This is a genomic window from Stenotrophomonas sp. SXG-1, assembly GCF_014083965.1.
Lineage (GTDB): Bacteria > Pseudomonadota > Gammaproteobacteria > Xanthomonadales > Xanthomonadaceae > Stenotrophomonas > Stenotrophomonas geniculata.
The window spans coordinates 2,496,841-2,519,210 of record NZ_CP046588.1; the positions used below are offsets into that span (position 1 = coordinate 2,496,841).

Consider the following 22,370-nt stretch of genomic DNA (forward strand, 5'->3'; position numbering starts at 1 on the left):
GGTGCCGACCGTTGGTCGGCATTGTTGTTGACTCCGGAATCCGCGCATTGCATGGATCCCCCCGCCTGCCGCCGGGCGCACTCCTGCACCCGGCGGCGCCGTGTCGGTGGTCCTCACCGCTGATGGCCGCTCCCTGCCCTCCGTGCCGTCCTGGCTGGGGCCGCCACCGCTCCGTGGCGGCTGGCCCGATGCTGTCCGTTCTTCCGTCCCGATCGCATCCACGCTTGGCGTGAATCTACGGTGGGTGCCGACCGTTGGTTGGCACGATTGCAAGAGGGCTACCGGCGCTGCGTGCCCTCGTCGCGACTTGCCTGCGGGAACTGGAAGGCACTGTTGGCGTCATAGCCAGCGTTGGCAGTATTGCCACGCACCGGCGGGTTGATGCTGCTGGTGCCGCTGCCGAAACCGAGGATCTGCACACTGATCACCGATGGCTGGCTGCGCCGCGCATCATCCTGGCTCTTGCGCATCACATCCTGTGCCGCTTGGCTGGCGCTGTTGGCTGCTGCACTGGCCGAGGCCAGCGCGTTGACGTTCACCGTGGCCAGCACGGGCAGGCCCTTGCTTTCACCCTGTACCTGGATGTTGGCGGCATTGAGCACCTGCAGCGCGGCCAGGTTGATGTTGCCCGAGACGCGGATGCCAGCCTCGCCCGCATCGATGGTGCCCAGCGGCGCGATCAGGTCGACGTCGCCCGGTCGTACTTCGGCAATGGGGTTCAACGTTGCGATACCTGCACCACTGGCCGGGGCCTGCGGCGACAGGATCACGTTGCCCCAGCCGTCATAGACGCGACGCGGTGGCGTGTACAACAACGTGGTCTGCGAACCACGACCGGCGTTGATGTCACCCTGCTCCGACCAGGCCAGGATGTCTCCGCCGAACGTTGTCATCACCCGAGACAGCCCCAGCAGAACGCTGTCCTGGCTGAACAGACGGATGTCACCCTGCCCCTGGGTCACCAGCCCGGCACTGGCCGGCGGCACCACGCCCTGCACACCCACCACGATCTGTCCGCCCGGCGCCATCAGCTCGATGTTGCCGCCGGCTTCGGTACGCACGCCGGAGCCTCCGTACATCAGGATGTCGCCGGTGCGCTGGATCGTCGCCCCCGTCGCATCCTTGTCCGGCATCAGCGTGGCGATGGCCTCGCGGCCGCGCAGGTAAGAACCGAAACGCGGACCTTCGGCATCGGTGTACTCGCGGCCACCTTCACGCAGTTCGGCGTAGTAGACCTGGCGCAGGAAGATGCGCTGCTGTTCCTTCGGCAGCCGGTCGAATGCTGCCAGGGCCTCGGCGCCATCAACCGCCAGACCGAAGCGCTGCTGCAGCCACTCCCTCAACTCCTTGTCGTAGATCTTCACCGCCTTGCCCGGCTGCGCAGCCAACGACTGCGAGGGATCGGCGAGGTTGGCCGGATCCAGGTAGTGCGTGCGCAGTGCATCGAAATCAATGCCCTGGTTGCCGGCAGTCACTGCGATGCTGGCGCCGGGACGGGCATCGCCTTGCACGACGCCGCCCAGGCTCACGATGCTTCCGGCCTCTTCCTGGCGCAGCTGCCGGCCCGCACTCACTTCGACGTTGCCGGGGCCGGCAACCGTCAGGTTGCTGCGGATGATGTCCCGGCCCGCTTCGATCCCGCTGATATCGGTACCGCTGGTGTTGAGCGCGGTGACATCCGCGCCGATCACATCGCGACCGGCGCGCAGCTGTACCGCCGAGCCCGCTTCGTACCAGTCGAATACGGTACGCGCGCCGTTCTCGGCATTGCGCGACAGTTGCCGCCTGTCGCCGCTTCCCAGCCCGATGATGTCGCCGGCCACTGCATAGAACCGGCTGGCCACGGTCGGTGTGGTTGGCAACAGCACGCCGAGCGCGGTATTGGGACCGAAGGCAAAGTACGGCAGCGTAGTGCCAGGACTGGCGCCGTTCCCGTCCGCGGGTACATTGCTGCGCACGGTTCCTGCGTTTCCGGGGCCTTGCGCGATGAAGCCGGGATTGAATGGGCCGGGGACACGGGCATCACTGCTTGAGCGCACAATCTGAGTGGCCCGGTCGGTAGCCAGGATCGATCCTCCCGCCAATACCTCCAGCCGACCCGACGCCGAGGGCGCCAGCACGATGACGTCCTGGGCATCGGGCACGCTGCCACTGCGCAGACTGGCGAGATTGATGTTCCCGGAGGCCGCGATGGCCGTGAACCGGGAGGGATACAACCAGTAGTTGAGATAGGCATCGCCATTGCTGGGGTTGATTCTGATCACCTCCCTACCCTGGTTGCTGCCGGTCGTGTGCTGCGTGCCAACCAGGCCCGGCGAGAGATTTCCGCCTGCGGAGAACAGGTCGAGCGCGGTGCGCGGCGTCCACAGCGAGAACCAGCTTGTGCCCGACGCGTGACCGCCCCCTTCCAGCAGGATATCGTTGAAATTGGCCACGGGAACCCGGCCGGGATCGGCGGCACTACCCAGTACCACATCGCCGCGCGCCTGCACCTGGGCGGTGGAATCGCCCAGCACCAGCACCGGCCCGGCCATCGCAACGGGTGCGTCGGCCACGAACGGATTGTGCAGGCCCAACGTGCCGTAGCTGCTTTGTATCGCGCTGAGACCGCCGATGCGCGCCGCCTGCAGCAGCGTGCTGCCGCGTAGATTGGTCACGGTGCCGTTGAGATCCAGATCCTGCTGGAAACCCTCGGGCTGCTGCGCGCTTGCGCGCAGGCCGGGGTTGACCGCTCCGCCGCTTCGCAGCGTCAGGTCTCCACCCCCCGTCAGATGCAATTCACCGTTGCTGACCCGTCCGGTCGACCCGACCGCCGCGACGATCGCGCTGGAATGGGGCGCCGTCAACAATCCCAGAGCATTGCCCATCGGCGCGATCACGCCCGAGTGGCGGCCTGCTTCCAGGGACAGATTACCGCCGCCCAGCGTGCCGAAACCGGTAAAGCCGACCAGGCGAGGCGTCGCATCCAGCTCAGGGCCCACCGTGCTGTAGGTACCGAAATTGATCCACCAGCTGGTTGCGCTCTGCACTACACCAGCAGTCGTGCCCGATCCCTGGCGCCACAACCAGTTGCCCACCGCGGCGCTGGAATGCCCGGCCTGGTCGCGCTGCGGCGTGCCCGCCTCTGCGCGCGCGCTCCAGGTATCACCGGTGATATCGCGGCCCGCTTGCACGTGCAGATTGCCACCCTGGTCGGGATACCACGCCTGGTAAGTGGCGATGGCGGCATCGTAGCGGCCGGACGCCTGGACCGGGCCCAGCAGCGCGGTGTTCCTGGGCACTGGGGCCCGCCCCGGGGTGAACTGCGTGTCACGGCCATCACCCAGCGCCGTCGGCGCACCTGCGGTGTACACACCGAAACCGGACTTCATGCGCACATCCTGCGCGGCCAGCAGCGCCAGGTCACCCTTGCCGGTGCGCAGGACGCTCCAGGCCGGTGCACCCAGGCGCTTGCCATAGGTCGTGACTTCAGTCAACGTGCCGCCGCCATAGCAGTAGCCCATCGCCGCGCAGATTTCTTCCTCCGACATGCCCATCTCGGCCCCGAGCTCCGTAGCCGGGCGGCCGACCCACGATTCATCGCCCCACCATGCCAGCGAGCCTTCCTTGTCGACCAGGCGCGGGGCCGGACCGCAGTAGGGTCCGGAATCACAGACATCGCTCTCGGTCATGCCAAGCTCCCGAGCGAGATCCGCTACGGGTTTTCCGACCCACGACTCATCGCCCCATAGATCCAGCGAGCCATCCACGGTGATCACGCGGTCGCCCTTCCATTCCGTCGTCGTGGTCACCGTACCGATGGTGCTGTAGTGGCTGTCGGCCAGCACGATGCTGCCGTCACTCCCCCAGCGCCGGGTACGCGGATCGGCGGCGGTCGTATCAGCACCGGCCACCGCGGTCAGGTCCCACGAGGTGGTGCCTTCGGGCAGCATGGCCGCCAGCGCCCAGTTGCGGCCCTGGCGTCCGCTGGCATCGGCCGCCCGCAGCTTCACCGGTGCATCGCCTGGCAGCTCCACCTTGGTCATCGACGGGATGATCGCACCGGCATGCAGGTTCAGCGCGCCTGAAAGCTTCATCGCCATGGGCAGGGCGACGCCGGCCGGCCACACCTGTGCGGCCAACGGCGCCGGCGTGCGCAGGCGGAAACCGGCACCCAGTCGGGCACCGGACTGCAACGCCAGCGCCTGTGCCAGCACGGTGCCGGCCACCATCACCTGTCCGCTGTCTGTGGTCACTACCGCGCCCAGCACGGTACCGGCCGGCAGCAGCAGCGGCCCGGACAACACCATCTCCGCCGGTAGCACGGTTCCGGCCGGCAGGGTTACCGCCTCGAAGGGCAGCGCATAATTCAGCGTGGCACCGGCGCGGAACTCGGTGCCGCCCTGGAGCTGGACACCCTCGCCCGGCACGATCAGGTCACCGCCAAACGCGGTGTTCGGTGAACCCGTACTGCGTCCTTCCAGCAACACCCAGCCGTCTTCATCGGGATTGGCAGGCGGTGGCGCGAACCCATCGTTGATGCTGCCGTAGACATTGACGTCGCCCTCGGCACGCAGTACCAGCGCGGCCGACTCACCGAAGCCACGGCGCGCAGGATCGGCCCGGTTCGACTGCGGTCCGTAGCGGTAGCCGGACAGATCGATATCACCGGCCACGACCAGATCACCGCGCGGGTTGTCACTGCTGGTTCGCGCCATGATCTGCACACCGGGGCGCAGGCGATAGCTGCCCAGTGCGGAGATGCGCTGCTGCAATCCGGTATTGGCCAGCGCGGCGTTCATCCATTGGCTGTTGTCCGGATCCACCACCGTATCCAACCATTGCTGGTTGATCACCTGCGGACGATGGCCATGCACGTCCGGAGCGCTGGCCAAAGGCGCCGAATCATAGCTGCGGAAGGCGTTGACCTGCACATCGCCGGCACCGGCGATGCGGATGCCGCTGGCCACCTCGATCGCTGCATCGTTGCTGCCCACGCGGGGCACGTTGAGCTTGACGCTGCCGCGTGCGCGGCCGTCGTTCTGGCCCGGCCCGCTACCGGTGGCCACCGACGTGCCGGCGCGCAGGTCCATCGAGGCAGCCGCACCCAGCTGCAGGCTGCCGTTGGCCGAGGTCAGTTCGATCATGGCCCGGTTCGGGCTGTCGATGATCTTGCCGTAGCTGTCCACGCGCAAGGCGCTGCCATGCGCGTCCAACGTGCCATCGATACGCAGCACGTCGCGGGCGGACAGGCGGATGCTGCCGACCTGTTCGCCACTGGCATCAATGCGGCCATTGACCTGCAGGCTGCCGCCATCGACGCTGATATCAACGTTGCGGGCCTTCACCTCATCGCCGATCACCAGGTCGCCTTCGCTCAACTGGAAGGTCCGGCCACCGGTAATACCATCGGCGGTAAGCCGTGTATTGAGCCCGGAGAAGTCCTGCAACTGGCGTGCGCGCACCACCACTTCGCCACCGTCATAGGGCACTTCGGTGCCACCGGCGTCGTAGCGGCCGCTGGCACCGCCAAGCAACGAACCTGCCAGATCGACACGGCCGCCCTGCGGGCCCAGCGCAGCAACGGTCAAGCGGCCGCCGCGGTTGTTGCGGGCGGAAAGATCGATCCGCGACGCCGCGTCGGCAACGATGTCACCTTCGCGGCTCGACAGCGCCACGTCACCGCCCCAGCTGTACTTGTCCACGTCGAACAGGCTGACCTTGCGCCCTGCCATGTCCAGCACTGCATTGCTGCCAAGCACCACGCCCTGGCGTGCGTTGGCCTCGAACCTGCCGGACGCCAACGCCACCCTGCTGTCGATCACAACGCGTTCGGCCGTGATGGACAACTCGGCACCCAACGCATCGCTGCCCGCGGTCGCCGCGGCGCCGCGCAGCTGCACCGTACCGCCATTGCGGATTGCCAGCTGCGCACCGGCATCACCGGTCAGCAGCGGAGTGACGATGTCCAGCGCGCCGCCACTGAACTGCCAGCCGCTGCCTGGCAGATAGTCGCCCTGCTGCTGGAACACATCGAGGCTGCCCTTGCCCGAGAACAGCATGCGGTCCGACGCTGCCAGGGTAACGCCGGCAAAGCCGAGCACCTGGCGACCGGCCGCCACAGACGAGTTGGGGCGGGTGAACGGCGCACGCCCCAGTTCCAGCACCCGTGTATTGATCTCCAGCTGCCCTTGGCCGAGCCGGCCCACCATCGCCTCGCCGGGCGGTTGTGCCAGCTCGCCGCCGGGCAGGTCGGTGCCGGCCAATGTCCCATCCCAGACCAGCGTGTCGGCGAAGATGCGCGCGCGGTCGGTGGCGGCAGCATAGCCGTGGATGGCCGGCGCACCCAGCACCAGATTGCGCAGGCTGCTGCGACCGGTCGCGCCATCGCGCGTATCCAGGTCGACACTGCCGAACACGTTGATGGCATCACGCGCGGTCAGGCTGAGCGCCTCCAGTGCGGGAGCGCCGATGGCGGTGTTTCCGCGCAGCAACCGCTGCAGCACCTCCTGGTTCATGGTCATGCCCGTGGGCAGGCCGCCGGCCGCCGACGCCATCGCAATGGCCTCGGTGCTGCCCAGGTTGAGTGCGGACATGCCCAGGCCGAGCTGGCGCGTGCCATAGCTCAGCGAGTCACCCATGTTCAAGGCGCCGTCGGTGACCACGTTGATGCTGCCCGCCGACAGCAATCGGGTCTGCCCACTGCAGTCCGCCTCGCAACCGCCGATGTCGATCGCTACCGGCCCGCCGGCACTTCCGCCCTGTGCACTGAGCGCCGTCAGGCGCTGGTTGGACACGGCAAGCAGGCCGCCCGCGACCAGGTAGGGCGCCGTGGGCTGCGCCACGCTCGACGGGCCCGACTGGGACAGGGTGTCGATCGAAACGCCCTGCTCGACCAGGATACCCCTGCCTCCGAACGCGGCCGACAGCAGCACTTCCTGCGCCGTCAGGTTGACGCCGTTGCGCACCACGATGTGCTGTGCGCCGCCCTCCAGCGCATAGGTGGTTGCATCGCGCCGCAGCGTGCCGCCGATCAGCATCGTTACCGGACGGAATGCATTGAGCGTGGTATCGGAGACGGTAGCGCCGCGCCCGCTGGCGGCATCGGCGCCCTCGCTGGCGATCTCCAGCGTTGCACCATTGGAGACACGCAGATTGACCGAGAGCGTGCCGCCGAGCCCGTCACTGCTGCCGGCGCCAAAGCGGGACAGGCCGAGGAAGGTTGCCGCCGGGGTACCCGACCGTCCTGCGCCTTCACCGAACACCAGGTTGAGGCTCCCGGCATCCACCGTCCGCCAGCGCAGCGCTTCGCCACGCCGCTCGGCCACGCCGTGCACGAACGCGTTGTAGGAGGTTTCGTTGTAGCCGGCGTGGCGGCGAACCGCCTCCGCTGGTGTCAGCACCAAGTCGGTGAGCAACGGCGACACCGCCCCGCCCAGGCCCTGCGCGCGGTGCCCGCTGATGCGCCAGGAGCCGGTGCCGGTCGCCACCGGCGAGACGTTGCCCAGCGCGCTCTCGGCGCCGATCTCGACGCGGAATGCGCCCTTCTGCAATGCGTAGTTCGCCGGCAGCAACGTGTAGGTTCCCGCCGGGAGTCCAGGCACGCCGTCCGGAATGACGATCTCCTGGCCGACACGGGGATCGACGCTGCCGTCACCGGTCGCCAGCGGTGCCTGCACGTCCGCTCGGCCCGGCACGATTGCGTAGACCGCATTGCCCGCGCGACTGAAGCCATAGCGTGGATTGGCATCCGCCAACGAATGCCGCAGGACATCGACCGAGCCACCGCGCCCAGCGACGAACGCAGCGCCGGTCAACTCACCTCCGCCGGAGACATCCACGATGCTGCCTGCGGCACCGTTGAAGGCGTTGGCGACGATGTCCACACCGATCGGGGCATCGATCGATCCAGGAACCAGCACATCGAACTCGGCGCCGTTCCGGCGCCATGTCACACCGTCCACGGTACCGCCAAACGGAAGCGCCAGGCCGGCGCCACTGATCGAGGTCACGCTGCCACCCAGCAGGTCGACGCGGCTGGCGCGATTGGTGCTTCTTTCACCGCCACCCAGTTGGACGCGGCCCCACGGCGCCTGCACGTTGCCGCCCTGCACCACCGTCGCCGCGACCAGTTCCAGGCGGCCGAATGCCGAATCCGGTGCCGGTTGCGTGGCACTGCCAACGCCGTGGATGCGCAATACAGCTTCCGGGTTCTGCCAGGCAGGCTGTCCCGACGGACCGATGTCCGCAACGCCAGCGACGATGCGCCCGCGCGCCCGGGCCGCCGGGTACAGACGGGCTGCACTGATATCGATCGAACCCGGGGACGACAACGAAGTTTCCTGGGCGCTGCTGGCTCCCGGTGCCAGCAGGCGGATGTCGCCACGGCTGTCCAGGTTGACATGGTCGAAGCCCGCCAGCCAGCTAACGTCGCGCAGGTCGATCAGGTTCGCCTTCACATCGAAACGATGTTGCTTCCCTTCGTCGAACCGCGCCTCGACCGGCCGCAGCGTGCCCTCCCCCGCCGGCTGCCACCAGCGTCCCTGCGCAAGGCGCACGTAGGGCGCGCTCAGCAACAGGCGGCTGCCCTCGCTGTTGCCTTCCGCAAACCCCAGGGCGCGCTCATTCATGCCATGGATGCGCAGGCTCTGGTCCATGCGCAGATCGACATCTCCCTGGGCGCGGAAGTCGCCGAACAGGGCCAGATGATCGAAACCACCGGCCTCGATCTGCTCCACCGACAGTGCCGCATGGCCGTACTCAAGGCGTGCAGGCAGGTCCGCCGTCTGCGCGGCGTGCTGGGTCAGCGAGATCACCCGCGGCGCCAGCACGTCCTTGCCCAATGCCGTTCTGCCGTAGGTGCCGCCCCCAAAGGCAACACCGAGGGTGCCGCCGCGCGCGCCGTCGCCGCCCGCTGCTGCGTCCAGTTCGCCCTGCAGGTACAGCGCATTGCCCGCGCGCAGCACGATGCTGCCGCCATCGCTGTCCACCCGGGTGCGCCCGCTGCCATCAATGTCCAGCAGCGCCGAAGCACCGGACGCGTCCAGCCGCGCACCGCGCTCCACCACCACGAAGGTATCGGGCGGCAGGTGGCGTACGTTGTCCTGGTCTTCCCAGTCCAGCGCCCCCCCGATCTCGATCGTTCCACCCTTGCGCACCTGTCCGCGCAATGTCCGGCGCGCGTCGGGCAGGGAAACGCTATCGCCACTCACGTCAAGCAGTGCGCCTTCAGCGATTGTCCACTGGCGCTCGCGGCGTGCATCGCCGCGTACGCCCGACGGATCGAATGCCTCATCCAGGCGGATGCGGCCGCCGGCCGCCTTCAGACCGCCAGCCACGTCCAGGTTGCCGGCGCTGAACAGTTCGATCGACTGGCCGGCATCGACCTCGATCCTTGCACCCTTGCCAACGCGCAGATCGGCCGTGGACAGCAGATGCCCTGCGCGCAGTGCCAAGCTCGCGCCGCCGCGCTGCGATACACGCCCGCTGGCCGGATCCGCCTCATACAGCGACGGCGTCCAGGCCTGAACGCCCTGCTCGCGGGCCAGTGCCTGCTGTGCGCCCTCGGCCAGGCGCAGCGCCGGTCGTTCGACCTGCAGCTGGGTACCCTCTTCAACCGTCAAGCCGTTGTGACCGGCGATGTCATAGCCGGCGAAGCCACTCCTGAACAGTGCTGGCTGCAATCGCAACGACGCCGCCGATGCATCCGTGCCAGGCGCGCCGATGGACACCACACCGCCGGTTGCCAACGTGAAGTTGCCGCTGCCGTTGCCGAGCGCGCTGAAGCGTGCGTCCTCGCCGATACGGATCCGTCCGCTGCCGTCAGTGCCAACCTCGGTGCTGGCCGCGAGCAGGCTGGCACTGCCACCCTTGCCTACGCGCCCCTTGCCACTGGCATCGATCGCGCCGCCGGCATCGACCAGAATCGCGGCCCGCTCGCCCACATGGATGTCGTGGCTGCTGTTGAAGCGCACCTGTCCGCCGTCGATCCACGCCTGTGCGGGACCGCCATCCGGCGCAGCAAGCGCGTTGCCCCAACCGCCGCCAAGATCGATCCGTGCGCCGGCCGCAACATCCACCGCACCACGTCCGGACGTCAGCAATGCCGTGGGCCCGCCAAGCGCCGCAAGCAGATTTCCGGCTTCCACCTGCCCGCCGGCAATCTGCACCGTTCCACCAAAGTTGACGCGGCTTGCGGTGAGTCCAAGCCGGCCGCCCTCCTGCAACCTGAGCGTGCCGTCGAGGTCGATACGACCGGCCGATGCGAGGTCCACCTGCCCCCATCGCTGGGCGCTCAGCACCTCACTGTCCAGCCACACGGTATTGCGCTGTGCTTCCCCGACTGGCGCCTGCAGCGTCCACGGCCGGGTGTCGGCCTGGAGCGCTCCAATGCGGACATTCGAGTCGAACACCGCGCTGCGCCCGCTGTTGTCGAAACGCCCGAGCCAGAGCTGGGCGTTGCGGGCCGCCGCCGTCTGTGCCTGCGCGTAGCCCTCCTGCTCCTGATCGGGCCGGCGCGTCTGCTGTGCGCCCTGGAAGGCCACCGTATCCACCTGGCCCTGCAGAACGGCCGTGGGCGCCGAGATCAACAGGCGGCCAGCATCGCGTCCCACGGTATAGCCATTGTCGAAACGCTGGGTGGGTGCCACCAGCGGATTGCGGAACGATTCGGTCACCCCCCATCGCTCCTGCTTCACTTCATAGCCCTGGTACAGACCGTCGTACAGCATCTCGGCCGGTGCATCATCAAGCCGGTACAACTGCCCGTCGCGGCCACGCAGCCAGCTCTGCTGCACCACGCCGGACTGCACATCCAGGCTGCCACCGGCCAGATTGATGCGCGAACCGGCGTGGCTGACCACTTCCTTGCCTGCCAGCTGAACGGTGCCGCCCTGCGCCGCCCATTCGCTGATCGAATGCCCCTGATTGTCCAGGTAGCCACCCACTTCCAGCAGGCCGCCGCCGGCATACCAGCGCGTGCCTTCATAACCGCCGGTACCGGCGGCAACTTCGGTCAACTGGCGGCGGTCGATCCACACCTCGCTGCTGATCAGCTTGCCGCTGTCACGGTTGTCCGGCGAATCGCGCAACTCATTGCCCTGCACCTTCACCTTGACGTTGTTGCTTTCCATCGCCACCTGCACACCCACCGCACCGGAGACGTCCACGCGCGCGCCATCATCCAGATAGCTGCGCCGGCTGGCGTCGGCGATCACCTGGCCGCCGGTGGCCACCGCCAGCGAACCGGCCTGGAAGTTCACATCGCCGCCGGAGACGACTTCGATGCGGGATTGCTCACGGCGGTCCTGCAGGCGCGAGAGATTGTCGAAGGTGCCACTGTTGCTGGAACCGCGCAGCTTGTCCTGCTCGGCCGATTCCTTGATGAGCGCGTTGCGCTGGCTGTCCAGCGCCGTGCTCTTGCCATCGTCTTCCAGCAGTACTGCCGTGGTCGAGCCAGCGGCCAGGGTCACGCTGCCGGCCGCATCGGACGCCGAGTTCAACAGGTGCACCGTACCGCGCTGGTTCAACGTGGTGGTCGCAACCGCAACGCCGGCCTGCTCGACGGTGCGGCCGGCCAGCGTGACATCGCCTTCGCGCGCCTGGATCAGACCACTGTTGCGAACACTGCCCGCCGTGCTGTCAGCGACGAAGCGCGGGGCAATCTCATTGCCGCGGGTGGTGGACGCGGTGTTCTGGGCGGTTCCCACGCCGCGACGGATCACGAAACTGTCACCGGCGGCCAGCTGGGTCTGTCCCTTGCGGGTTTCAATCTGGCCCGCGTTTTCCACGCTGTGGCCAGCCAGCAGCACATAACCGCCGCCCCGTGTAGCCGTGGTCGGTTCGTGCGTGGTGATGCGCGCACCGCGTTCGACCATGACCTTGCCCACGGCGTCGGTCAGCGCCGAGGTGTTCGCGTCGGCACTGTACAGGCCCTGCTCGCGGAACTGCGCATCGCTGATGCGTGCGGCCGCTGCCACCAGATTGCGGACATTGACCTGGCTGTTGTTGCCGAACACCACACCGTTGCGGTTGGCCACGAACACCGTGCCATTGGCCTTCAGCTGGCCAAGGATCTGGCTGGGCCTTGCGGCGGGATCATTGACCCGGTTCAACACGGCCCAGTCGGGGTTCTGCAGGAAATTCAGTGTGGTGTTGCCACCAATGTTGAAGGTTTCCCAGTTCAGGATCGCCTGGTCGGCGGTCTGCTCGATGTTGACCAACACCCGCCCGTCGGCCGCCTGCGACTGGATCGCGTCGCGCGCATTGATCCAGCCACGCGTCAACGGATTCTCGTCAACCTTCAGGCCATCCTTGCCCAGGCCATCGGCCACTACGAATCCCGCCTCGCGGCGCGCCTGCCGTGCCTGTTCCTGCAGGCGCTGCTGCAGGGCGATGGCCTGCGCGGCCGTACCAAGGTTGTCGATCGACTGCTGCAGCTTCTGCCGTGCCGCATCCTGCTGCTGCGCGGGTAGCTGGAACTGGATCGGCACACCATTGGGCATGCGCCCGCTCTGTGCGGCCGCGCCCTGCGCCGCACCGCGCTCGGCGAACCAGCCGGGGCTGAACGCCTGTTGGGCCTGAGTGGCCGGAGCCACCACGCTGCCCAGGGCCACTGCGACGGCCCAGGCCATCGGGTGGCTTCGCCACAGGGCAGCAGGGAAATGGGCGGTGGGCGAATGCGGGTGCGACATCGGGGACCTCGTCAACCTGATGGGCCGCGCTGGCGGCGGCGTGTACGGATGGGCCTGCGCCAGGCACGCCCTGCACCTCATAGACGGTGGCGGCGGCGTGAAGGCGACAGGCGCATCACTGTCATGCAGCGGACATACGCAGAAGGCGCCGGCATTGCTGCCGGCGCCCTTGTGCGTTTCCTGCAACTACCAAAGCAATCGCAGTTACAGCGGACGGCCGATGCCCGAGCAGGTGCTGGGGTTGTTCACGGCCCCGGCGTTGGTGGCGGTCGCAAAGCGGGTGCGGATCGCATCACGCCAGGCCTTGGTCAGCGGGATGAACTTGTGCGCGCGGATGGCGGCGTCGTTCGGGCCCTGCTCCACGCCGTTGATCACCGTGCTGCCGTAGTGGCGGGTCAGGAAGCCGCGGATGTTGGCGCCCACGGTGCCGTTCTTGTAGCACTGGCCGAACACGAAGTTGGTGTAGCCCGCGATCGGGTAGCCCGCGTTCGGGTTGCCGAACACCGGCACCCAGTTGGCCGGGTTCTCAGCGGCGGCATCGGTCGGCGGAGCGACGGTTTCCAAGGTCGCCTGCACGCTCACTTCGTCCGGCGAGAAACCCTTGACCTTGGCGACCTTGGTGGCGTCGGTCAGGCTCGGGATCACGTCCGGGCCGACGTAGCCGATGCGGCCATCGGCAGCGTACACGGCGTTGTACACCGAGGTGCCGCCGGTGGCCGGGGCAGCGACGAAGTTCGACGGAACCGTGGTGAACAGGTTGGCGAAGGTCGACTGCACCGAGAAAGCCGGCACGCCATTGGTCAGCTTCAGCGCGGTACCGGAGACGTCGGCCGGCTTGCAGGCGCTGGTCAGGAAGCGGGCCAGCAGCTCGGTGGTACCGCTGCTCTCGCCACGGTAGACCACCTGGATGGCACCGCTGCGGGCGCTGTCGATGCTCGACCAGCTGGTGATCTTGCCGGAGAAGATGCCGCAGATCTGGGTCACCGACAGGTCAACGGCCGAACCGGCCTTGTTGAACGGAATCGTGACCGAGGTGGCTACCGACGGGATCTGCACCAGGGCGCCGTAGCGGTTGGCATCGCCGGACACGTTGTAGGTGCTGTTGTAGGTGTTCAGCTCGGTGCTGCTCAGCACCGAATCGCTACCGGCGAAGTGCACGGTACCGGTGGTGGAGAACAGCGCCGAGTTGTTTTCCAGGAAGGCCTTCTTGCCGGTACCCGAGCCGGTCACGGCGTAGCTGAAGTTGGCCGGCAGGATGCTGTCAGCCGAACCCTTGTAGAGGTCGGCCGGCAGCGAGGCGCCGCCGCCGGTGACGGCGGTCTGGGCCGAAGCGGCACCGGCAGTGGCCAGCAGCGCGGTGGCAACCAGCGCGGCCAGGGTCTTGTACTTGTTCATGATCTTCTCCTGAAGGGTTTACTGCGAAGGGAAACACCAAGGGAGGAACGGTCACTACACGCCTGCTGCCGCCGAGGGCCTCCCAGCCCACTCTGCGGCGACGTGGCTATGCTGGTCCGCGCCGATGACAGGCCGCTTAAGAAACCTCTGGAAGATCAGAAAAAGGTGTGGAGGATTGTGTGGAGAATCGAAATCGTGCCGCGCTGCGCGTTGCGCATCACTGCACCAGCTGATTCATTTCCATGATCGGCATCAGCACCGCCAGCACGATCGTCAGCACCACGCCGCCCATCACCAGGATCATGGTGGGTTCCAGCAGCGCGGTCAGCGCCATCGCGCGACGCTCGATCTCCCGCGAGATCGTCTGCGCAGCGCGATCCAGCAACGGCGCCAGCGAACCGGTCTTTTCGCCACTGGCCACCAGGTGCACCAGGATCGGCGGATACACCTTCTGTACTTTCAATGCAGAGCCAAGCGCGGCACCTTCGCGCACGCGTGCGGACACATCATCGGCACAGCGCGCCAGCAATGCATTGCCAAGCGTCTGTCGTGCCGCCTCCAGCGCACGCAGCAGCGGCACGCCGGCATCGAGCAGGATCGCCAGCGTCGAGGCGAAGCGCGCACTGTTCACGCCCAACACGAAGCGCCCGATCATCGGCACCCGCAGCAGCATCGCGTCCCAGCGCAGGCGCAGCTCTGGCCGGCGCAGCGCCAGCCGCCACGCCACCACCAGCGCAGCGATGCCCAGCCCCACCCACACGCCCCAGCTGCGCACGAAGGCGCTGGCCGCCAGCATCACCTGGGTCAGCATCGGCAGCGTCTGCCGCGCCTGCACGAACGCGGTCACCACCTGTGGCACCACGTAGCTGAGCAGGAAGATCACGATCGCCACCGACACCAGGCTGATCGCCGCCGGGTAGATGAAGGCGGTCAGCACCTTGGCCTGCAGCGCGTTGCGTTCTTCGATGTAGTCGGCCAGGCGCTCCATCACTCGCGCCAGGTCGCCGGAGTCTTCACCCGCCCCCACCAGCGCCCGATAGATCGGTGGAAAATCGCGTGGCCGCGCGGCCAGCGCCACGGTCAGCCGCTGGCCTGCGCGCACGTCGGCGCGAACTGCAGTGAGCGCCTGCGCAACATGCGGGCGCTCGGCCTGCTCGATCACCGCACTCAAAGCACCTTCCAACGGCAGGCTGGCGGCCAGCAGGCTGGCCAGCTGGCGCGTGGCCCAGGCCAGCTCGCTGGCAGACAACCGGCGAGCCCCCCAACCACTGCCGGCACTGCGCGCCGCACTCACCTGCACAGGGGTCAGCCCGCGCCCACGCAGCAGCTGGCGCGCACCGCGCGGGCTGTCGGCATCCAGCTGACCCTTCTCGATGCGGCCCTGCGCGTTGGCAGCCTGGTAGTCGAACAGTGCCATGCAGACCTCAATCGTCGCCGGTGACGCGCAGGATCTCTTCCAGCGTGGTCACCCCGCTGTCGACCCAGCGCTGGCCGTCCTGCCGCAACGTCCGCATGCCGGCACGCCGGGCCGCCTCGCGTAGCGCAGGCTCGCCCTGCCCTTCATGGATCAAGGCGCGCGCGCGGTCGTCCACCACGAACAACTCATGGATGCCGGTGCGTCCGCGATAGCCGCTGTTGGCGCAGGCCGCGCAGCCCACCGCACGCCATACGGTGCGACCCTCGCCGTCCACCTCTGCACGACGGCACTGCATGCACAGCCGCCGCACCAGCCGCTGCGCCAGCACGCCGCGCAGCGACGAGGCCAGCAGGAAGGGTTCCACGCCCATGTCGGCCAGGCGGGTCACCGCAGAGATCGCATCGTTGGTGTGCAGCGAGGCCAGCACGCCATGCCCGGTCAGCGACGACTGCACCGCAATCTGTGCGGTTTCCAGGTCGCGGATCTCACCAATCATGATCGTGTCCGGATCCTGACGCAGAATCGCACGCAGCGCGGTGCCAAAGCTCATGCCGATGCGCGCGTTGACCTGGATCTGGCCGATGCCGGCGAAGTCGTACTCCACCGGGTCTTCCACGGTGAGGATGTTGCTGGTGGTGCTGTCGAGCTGGCCAAGCGCGGCGTACAGCGACGTGGTCTTGCCGCTGCCGGTCGGCCCGGTGACCAGTACGATGCCGTGCGGCTGACGGATCAACCCGGTGAACGTGGCCAGAGTGTCATCGGCCATGCCCAGGCGCTGCAGCTGCAGGCGACCGGCATCCTTTTCCAGCAGGCGCAGCACAGCACGCTCACCATGCCCCGTCGGCACCGTGGAGACACGGATATCCAGTGGCCGGCCGCCCACACGGATCGCGATGCGCCCGTCCTGCGGCAGGCGCTTCTCGGCGATGTCCAGGTGGGCCATGATCTTGATGCGCGACACCAGCGCCGCATGCAGTGCGCGCCGGGGCTGCACCATGTCGCGCAGCGTGCCGTCCACCCGGTAGCGCACCACCGAATGGGTCTCGAACGGCTCGATGTGCAGATCGCTGGCGCCATCGCGTGCAGCCTGTGCCAGCAGCGCATTGATCATGCGGATCACCGGCGCATCGTCCTGCGCATCCAGCAGATCGGTGACCTCCGGCATGTCCTGCATCAGCCGGTCCAGGTCGACTTCGCTTTCGGCGGCACCCACTACAGCAGCGGCATCGCCGCCGTCACGGTACTGCTCACCCAGCCGCTGCTGCCAGGTCGCCGCATCCAGCGCATGGAACGGCAGCGGACCATGCCGGCGGCGCAGCTCGGCCACCGCCCACGCAGCGGTGTCGGCCGTGCCCAGCAACACGGCCTCGCCCCCTGCTTCGACCAGCATCACGCCATGGCTGCGCACCCAGGCATACGGCAGTGGCGCAGGCGCGCTCACGGCCCAATCACCAGTTCCGGCGTGTAGCCCAGCCCACGCAGCTGCTGCAGTGCCGGGTCCAGCGTTGCCGGATCGCGCGGCAATCGCACGCGCAGGCGCTGCCCGCTCTCGCCGGGCGTCGCTTCGGCATAGGCCTGCAGGCCCAGCGCCCGCACCTGTGCAACCCCCTGGCTGGCACGGGCCGGGTCCAGCCCCTGCGCGAACTGCACCAGCTGCGCGTCGCCGTCACCGGCCGGATACAACGCTGCCAGGCTGGTGTTCTGCAGCGGCTGGCCCTGGCCATCGCGCGCATTGCCCTGGCCGAGTACAGACAGGTCCTGCGGCGGCAGCTGCGGTGCGGACAGCGCCGGCAATGCCCAGCTCTGTATCGGCTGCGCGCCGGCCTGGGCGTTGCGCATGTAGTCGTAGCGGTCGCGGGTCAGGCGCTGGCCGGCGGCGGGGTCACGCACCACGTGCGGGCGCAGGAACACCATCAGGTTGGTCTTGGAGCGCTTGCGCGTATCACTGCGGAACAGCGCCCCCAGCAACGGCAGCTTGCCCAGCCCCGGCACCGCATCACGACCGTGGCTGACGTTGTCCTCCAGCAGGCCACCCAGGACCATGATCTGGCCATCGTCCAGCAGCACGCTGGTATCCAGCGCTCGCTTGTTGGTGATGATGCCGGCGGCACTGTTGGCACTCTGCGCGTCGATGCTGCTGACTTCCTGGTAGATGTCCAGCTTCACCGTACCGCCCTCGGAAATCTGTGGGCGCACCCGCAGCTTCAGGCCGACGTCCTCGCGCACGATGGTCTGGAACGGGTTGTTGCTGCCGCCACCGCCGTCGGTCACGTAGCGGCCGCTGACGAACGGCACGGTCTGGCCGACCATGATGCTGGCTGCCTCGTTATCCAGCGTCATCAGGTTCGGCGTGGACAGGATGTTGGCGCCGCCCTTGCTCTGCAGCGCGTTGGCCAGCGCTTTCATGTTGAGGATCTGGCCGACACCGGGCAGGTTGATGGTGCCGTCGATCACGCCGATCTTCAGGCCATCCTTGGGCAGCACGTCCAGCGTGGTACGCGCGCCGGTATTGAGCCCGCTGCCGCCGGTGGTACCACCGAAGTGGGTGCCACCAAAGGTGCGTCCATTGCCCAGCATCCACTGCACGCCCAGCTCAGCCGCGTCGGTCTGGTTGACCTCCACGATCAGGCTTTCCACCAGCACCTGTGCACGGCGCTGGTCGAGCTGATCAATCACCCGCCGCAGGTTGCGGTACACCGGCTCCGGCGCCGAGATCAGCAGCGTGTTGGTGGCCACGTCCGCCTGCACCGAGATGCCGTTCTGGCTGAAGCCGGTGCTTCCCGCATCGATCGGGTCACGGCGGCTCGGATCCAGGCGCTGCGATTCCAGCGCATTGCCTCCGGTCTTGGCCTGCTGCGGCTGCGACGGCTGCGTGGGCGTGGAACGGTTGGCGTCACCCGGCAGTGGCGTGATGCCTTCATTGCTACCCATCGCGGGTGCATCGCTCTGCCCGGCCACCACGCCACGCAGCACACCGGCCAGCTGGTTGGCCTGGGCATTGCGCAGGTAGACCACATGCAGGTTGCCGGACTCGTCCTGCGCGCGGTCCAGCTTCTCCACCAGCTGCCGCGCCAGGCGGGTGCGCCCGGGGCTGCTGGAACGCAGCAGCACGCTGTTGCTGCGCGGGTCGGCCATCACCACCACCCTCTGGGTGGGCTCGGCGCCCTGCGCATCCAGCAGCGGCGCGACCATCGCCGCGACGTCAACGGCAATACCTTGCTGCAGCTTCACCACATCGGTATCCATGCCGGCCGGTGTATCGACGCTTGCGATCACCCGTGCGATGCGCTCCAGGTTGTCGGCGTAGTCGGTGATCACCAGGGTGTTGTTGCCCGGATTGGCGGTGATCGGATTGTCCGGACTGATCATCGGCCGCAGCACCGCCACCAGCGCGGCTGCGTTCTCGTAGCGCAGCGCGAAGGTGCGGGTGGTCACCTCACCGCCGGCACCACCAGTGCCGACGCGTCCTCCCAACAGCTTGGCATCGGCCTGCGGCACCACCCGGCTGATGCCGCCGTTCTCTACCACGGCGAAGCCACGCATGCGCAGTGCGCCCAGCAGCAACTGGTAGGCCTGGGTACGGCTGACCGGGCCATCGGAAACCACTGTCATCTTGCCGGTCACCCGTGGGTCGACCAGGAACTGGCGGCCGGTGAAGCGTGCGGCCATGCGCAACACGCCACCGATATCGGTGTCGACCAGGTTCAACTGCACCGGCTCATCGCGAGCGTCCTGCGCCAGCACCGACGCCGGTGCGTGGGCCATGCACACGATCAAGGCCAGTGCGGTACTGCAGGCAAGGCTGCGCATCGCCCTCATGGATGGGCACCCACGTTGAGCGCCATCACGATGTTTCCGGAAATCCGTGCCGCCGGCATGTTCGCATCCCCTGTGCGTGTCAGTTGCAGCTGCTGCAGTTCGATGGCCGGATCGGCCAGCACGGGCAGCAGCCAGTTCCACAGCGCGTCAGCGGGCACCGCGTGCACCTGCAGGTGCCAACGCCCGTCGCGCGCTTCGATATGCAGTCCGTCGGCGAGGCCGGCTGACTTGATTCCATCACGCAACCCGGCCATCGTCGGGCGCTGCCCCTGCGTCTGCTGCTGGCGCTCGCGTGCCTGCAGCAGTGGTGCCAGTACACGCGCCTGTGCCTGCAGCCGCGGCAGCTCGGCCTGCCAGTGCGTGCGCTGCTTCAGCAGCGGCTCCAGCCACAACATCCACAGACCCGCCGCGAGCAGCGCCACCACCATCACCCACAGCATCAGCCGGTCGCGCGGTGGCAGGCGTTGCCAGCGTTGCTGCAGGCCTGCCAGTCCCTCGCCCAGTCGCAAGGTTCGGGTGGTCACTGTCCAGCCCCGTTCACCCGCAGGCGTCCACCGGCTTCGCGCGCCAGCTGCAGGCCCTGCGCCCGCACCGCCTGCTGCCAGCGTTCAAGTCGCTGTGGATCATCGGCCAATGCCTGGGCATCGGCATCCAGCTCCATGTCCAGCTGGCCCGGTTGGTAATGCAGGCTGCGCACCTGCCCCGCCAGCTCCGGGACCGCCTGCAGCGTGCTGGCAACCTGGCGCTGCAGCGGCGGCAATGGCGGCGCCGGCGGCGGCACCGCAAGTGCTCGCCTCGCCTGCAACACCGGGTCCACCACATCGGTGACCTCCGGGAAGCGTGCGCTGAACTGGCGTGCCATGTCCTGTTGCAGGGCCTCGCCCTCACTTCGCCACCGCGAGACCTGCAGCTGCAGACCGAGCGCGGCCAGCAACATCGCCGCCAATGCCAGCCCGATCGCAAGCCGCGGCGCTTTCTGGCTCGCCCCGGGCAGCGGCAATGACCAGCCTGGCAAGGGGCCAGAGGCCTGCCGTTCATGGGGGATGGCGGTGGCCGGCAGGCTGTCCGGCCACGTGGGCGGCACACCATCGATCCACTGCACGGCCTGCATGCCGGCCTGTTGCAGGCGCACTGCCAACGCATGCATCACCGCACAGGCATCACGTCCGCCATACCATTGAACGAAACCCCGGTCGCGCCCGCTGCGTACCAGCAGGTGCTCGCCGCTGACCTGCAGCGTGGCATGACCGTCCTGCCAGGGCAGCAGCAGCGGCGTCGGATACAGCGCCTGCAACCGCAGTGCACACGAAGCCAGCAGCTGCTGCGCCTGCAGGAGCGCCTGCTGGCCCAGCCAGGCCACAGGAACCGTGCCGTCCGTCGCCTGCACACCGTGGGCCAGCGCTACCTCCTGCAGGTCATCCAGCAGCATCGCCTCCACCTCACCCTGCAGCGCCGACTGCAGACGGCGCCCGGACAACGGTGGCAACTGCAGTTCCAGCAGGATCAGGTCGTTCGGATCGAGGCAGGCATGCACCGCAGCCTGCGGATGGCGCAGGCCCAGCGCCGCCAGCGTGTCGCGGCCGTGAGCCAGCACCTCGCCCTTGTGCAGCTGCGCCCAGTCCACCGCGCTGTCGGCGCGCAGACACTCAAGCGCCGGCAAGCGCACCCGAATCTGCACGGTCATGCGCCGATCCTCGTCCACACGCGCTGCACGCGCGCCCCATCGTCGCGGTACTCGCGCCAGAGCAACGCGCGAAAATCAACCGCGCTGCCGTCAGCCTGCACCTGGCCGACGGCCAGGAACCACTCGCTATGGATACCCAGGGGAAGCACGGCCATCTGTTCGTTGCTCAGTTGAAGTCGATTGGCGATGTCGCCGCGATTGAGCAGCCAATGACCAGCGTCGCGCTCACCGAGCAGCGCCTGCAGCCGTGCCGGTTCGACCGCAGGCGTCACCGCCTGCAGAACGCGCAGGTCGCTGGTGTTGGCGTTGACCAGGGTCTGCGCCGGCAGCACCACGGTGCGCCGCGCCAGCGCCTGCAGCGCTACCGGGTCAGCGCCGGCCAGCGCCTGTTCGATCAGTGATTCACGCGGCAGCGGCGCCTGCGCCTGCATGTCGCCATCGCGCAGGCGCGCCTGGATGTGGTCCGCGGCGGATGCGCAGGCGCCCTGGCCCAGCCCCTGCCCGGCACACAACGCGATGAACGCGCGCCGCGCCTCGGGGTCAGGCCTGCCATGTGCCAGCAGGTTGCGCAGGTTGAACATCGACTGCGCATCGACCAGTTGCAGCTGCACCGGCAACGGCGCCTGCAGTTCCAACGGGCGCGCCCAGCGCCCGCTGCGCACCGTGGTCAGCTGTTCCTTTACATCCTCACGCAGCTGCTGCGCCGCACGCTCCAGCGTGGCGTCCACCGCCATGCGCACCTGCGCGCGTAGCTGGTCACCACGCAGCGCACGCAGCTGCGCCGACTGCCGGGTCAGCAGTGCCGTGGCAATCACCGCCACCAGTGCCACCACAAGCAGGGCGACGATCACCGCCATGCCACGTTGACGGACACTCGAAACAGAACGCATCCGGGCTGACATCGGCCTGCCTCACAGCTGCCAGGAGCCGATGTCCGCGTTCCCGGCGTCGCCGCCGGGCTTGCTGTCCGCGCCTAGCGAGAACACATCGACGTCGCCGTGGGTGCCAGGTATCTGATACTGGTACGGATGGCCCCACGGGTCATTGGGCAGGCGATCCAGATAGGGCGTGACCGGCATCGTGCCACCGCCCAGCGGGGGCTTCACCAGTGCCTGCAGGCCCTGCTCGGCACTGGGATAGCGACCGTTGTCCAGCTTGAACAGCTTCAAGGCCTGCATCAATGCGGCGATGTCCTGGCGCGCCGCCACCACGCGTGCCTGGTCGGGACGGTCCATCAACCGCGGCACGATCAGCGCGGCGAGGATGCCGATGATCACCACCACCACCATGATCTCGATCAGGCTGAAACCCTTCTGCCGAGCTTTGCGACCACGAACCTGCCTTGCCATTGTTCCGCCCTCGTCATCCTGGAAGAGACCGCTGC

At 67.9% G+C, this 22,370-nt stretch carries 9 protein-coding genes; all 9 read right to left on the bottom strand.

All coding sequences use genetic code 11. The features are described from left to right. Positions 1–278 precede the first annotated feature (278 nt). Positions 279–12,671 carry a filamentous haemagglutinin family protein gene (locus GOC52_RS11500; RefSeq protein WP_191849472.1) on the bottom strand — a complete coding sequence of 4,131 codons (12,393 nt, stop codon included), beginning with the start codon at positions 12,669–12,671 and terminating at the stop codon, positions 279–281. Positions 12,672–12,875: 204 nt separating this feature from the next. Then, positions 12,876–14,066 (bottom strand): substrate-binding domain-containing protein, encoded by a 1,191-nt coding sequence (locus tag GOC52_RS11505; protein WP_010485337.1) that lies wholly within the window; start codon positions 14,064–14,066, stop codon positions 12,876–12,878. 217 nt (positions 14,067–14,283) lie between these two features. Continuing rightward, positions 14,284–15,483, bottom strand: coding sequence for a type II secretion system inner membrane protein GspF (gene gspF / locus GOC52_RS11510; protein WP_191849475.1), 1,200 nt, complete (start codon positions 15,481–15,483; stop codon positions 14,284–14,286). A 7-nt stretch (positions 15,484–15,490) separates the two neighbouring features. Further along, positions 15,491–16,924 carry a type II secretion system ATPase GspE gene (gene gspE, locus GOC52_RS11515; protein ID WP_191849477.1) on the bottom strand — a complete coding sequence of 478 codons (1,434 nt, stop codon included), beginning with the start codon at positions 16,922–16,924 and terminating at the stop codon, positions 15,491–15,493. Then, positions 16,921–19,302, bottom strand: a complete 2,382-nt coding sequence (gene gspD / locus GOC52_RS11520; RefSeq protein ID WP_191849479.1) for a type II secretion system secretin GspD — start codon at positions 19,300–19,302, stop codon at positions 16,921–16,923. Before gspD ends, gspE begins: the two co-directional genes overlap by 4 nt. After that, positions 19,299–19,826: a type II secretion system protein GspM gene (gene gspM, locus GOC52_RS11525; RefSeq protein WP_019659865.1), complete on the bottom strand. Its 528-nt coding sequence runs from the start codon at positions 19,824–19,826 to the stop codon at positions 19,299–19,301. The genes gspD and gspM overlap by 4 nt, the downstream gene beginning before the upstream one ends. After that, positions 19,823–20,986, bottom strand: coding sequence for a type II secretion system protein GspL (gene gspL / locus GOC52_RS11530; protein ID WP_191849481.1), 1,164 nt, complete (start codon positions 20,984–20,986; stop codon positions 19,823–19,825). Before gspL ends, gspM begins: the two co-directional genes overlap by 4 nt. Then, positions 20,983–21,888, bottom strand: coding sequence for a type II secretion system minor pseudopilin GspK (gene gspK, locus GOC52_RS11535; RefSeq protein ID WP_049409477.1), 906 nt, complete (start codon positions 21,886–21,888; stop codon positions 20,983–20,985). The genes gspL and gspK overlap by 4 nt, the downstream gene beginning before the upstream one ends. A gap of 9 nt (positions 21,889–21,897) precedes the next feature. Then, positions 21,898–22,335 (bottom strand): type II secretion system major pseudopilin GspG, encoded by a 438-nt coding sequence (gene gspG / locus GOC52_RS11540; RefSeq protein ID WP_134959345.1) that lies wholly within the window; start codon positions 22,333–22,335, stop codon positions 21,898–21,900. Positions 22,336–22,370: the final 35 nt, after the last annotated feature.

Coding starts and splice junctions, on each gene's coding strand:
- GOC52_RS11500 (WP_191849472.1), bottom strand. CDS start 12,671: ATGTCGCACCCGCATTCGCCCACCGCCCATTTCCCTGCTGCCCTGTGG.
- GOC52_RS11505 (WP_010485337.1), bottom strand. CDS start 14,066: ATGAACAAGTACAAGACCCTGGCCGCGCTGGTTGCCACCGCGCTGCTG.
- gspF (WP_191849475.1), bottom strand. CDS start 15,483: ATGGCACTGTTCGACTACCAGGCTGCCAACGCGCAGGGCCGCATCGAG.
- gspD (WP_191849479.1), bottom strand. CDS start 19,302: ATGAGGGCGATGCGCAGCCTTGCCTGCAGTACCGCACTGGCCTTGATC.
- gspL (WP_191849481.1), bottom strand. CDS start 20,986: ATGACCGTGCAGATTCGGGTGCGCTTGCCGGCGCTTGAGTGTCTGCGC.
- gspK (WP_049409477.1), bottom strand. CDS start 21,888: ATGTCAGCCCGGATGCGTTCTGTTTCGAGTGTCCGTCAACGTGGCATG.
- gspG (WP_134959345.1), bottom strand. CDS start 22,335: ATGGCAAGGCAGGTTCGTGGTCGCAAAGCTCGGCAGAAGGGTTTCAGC.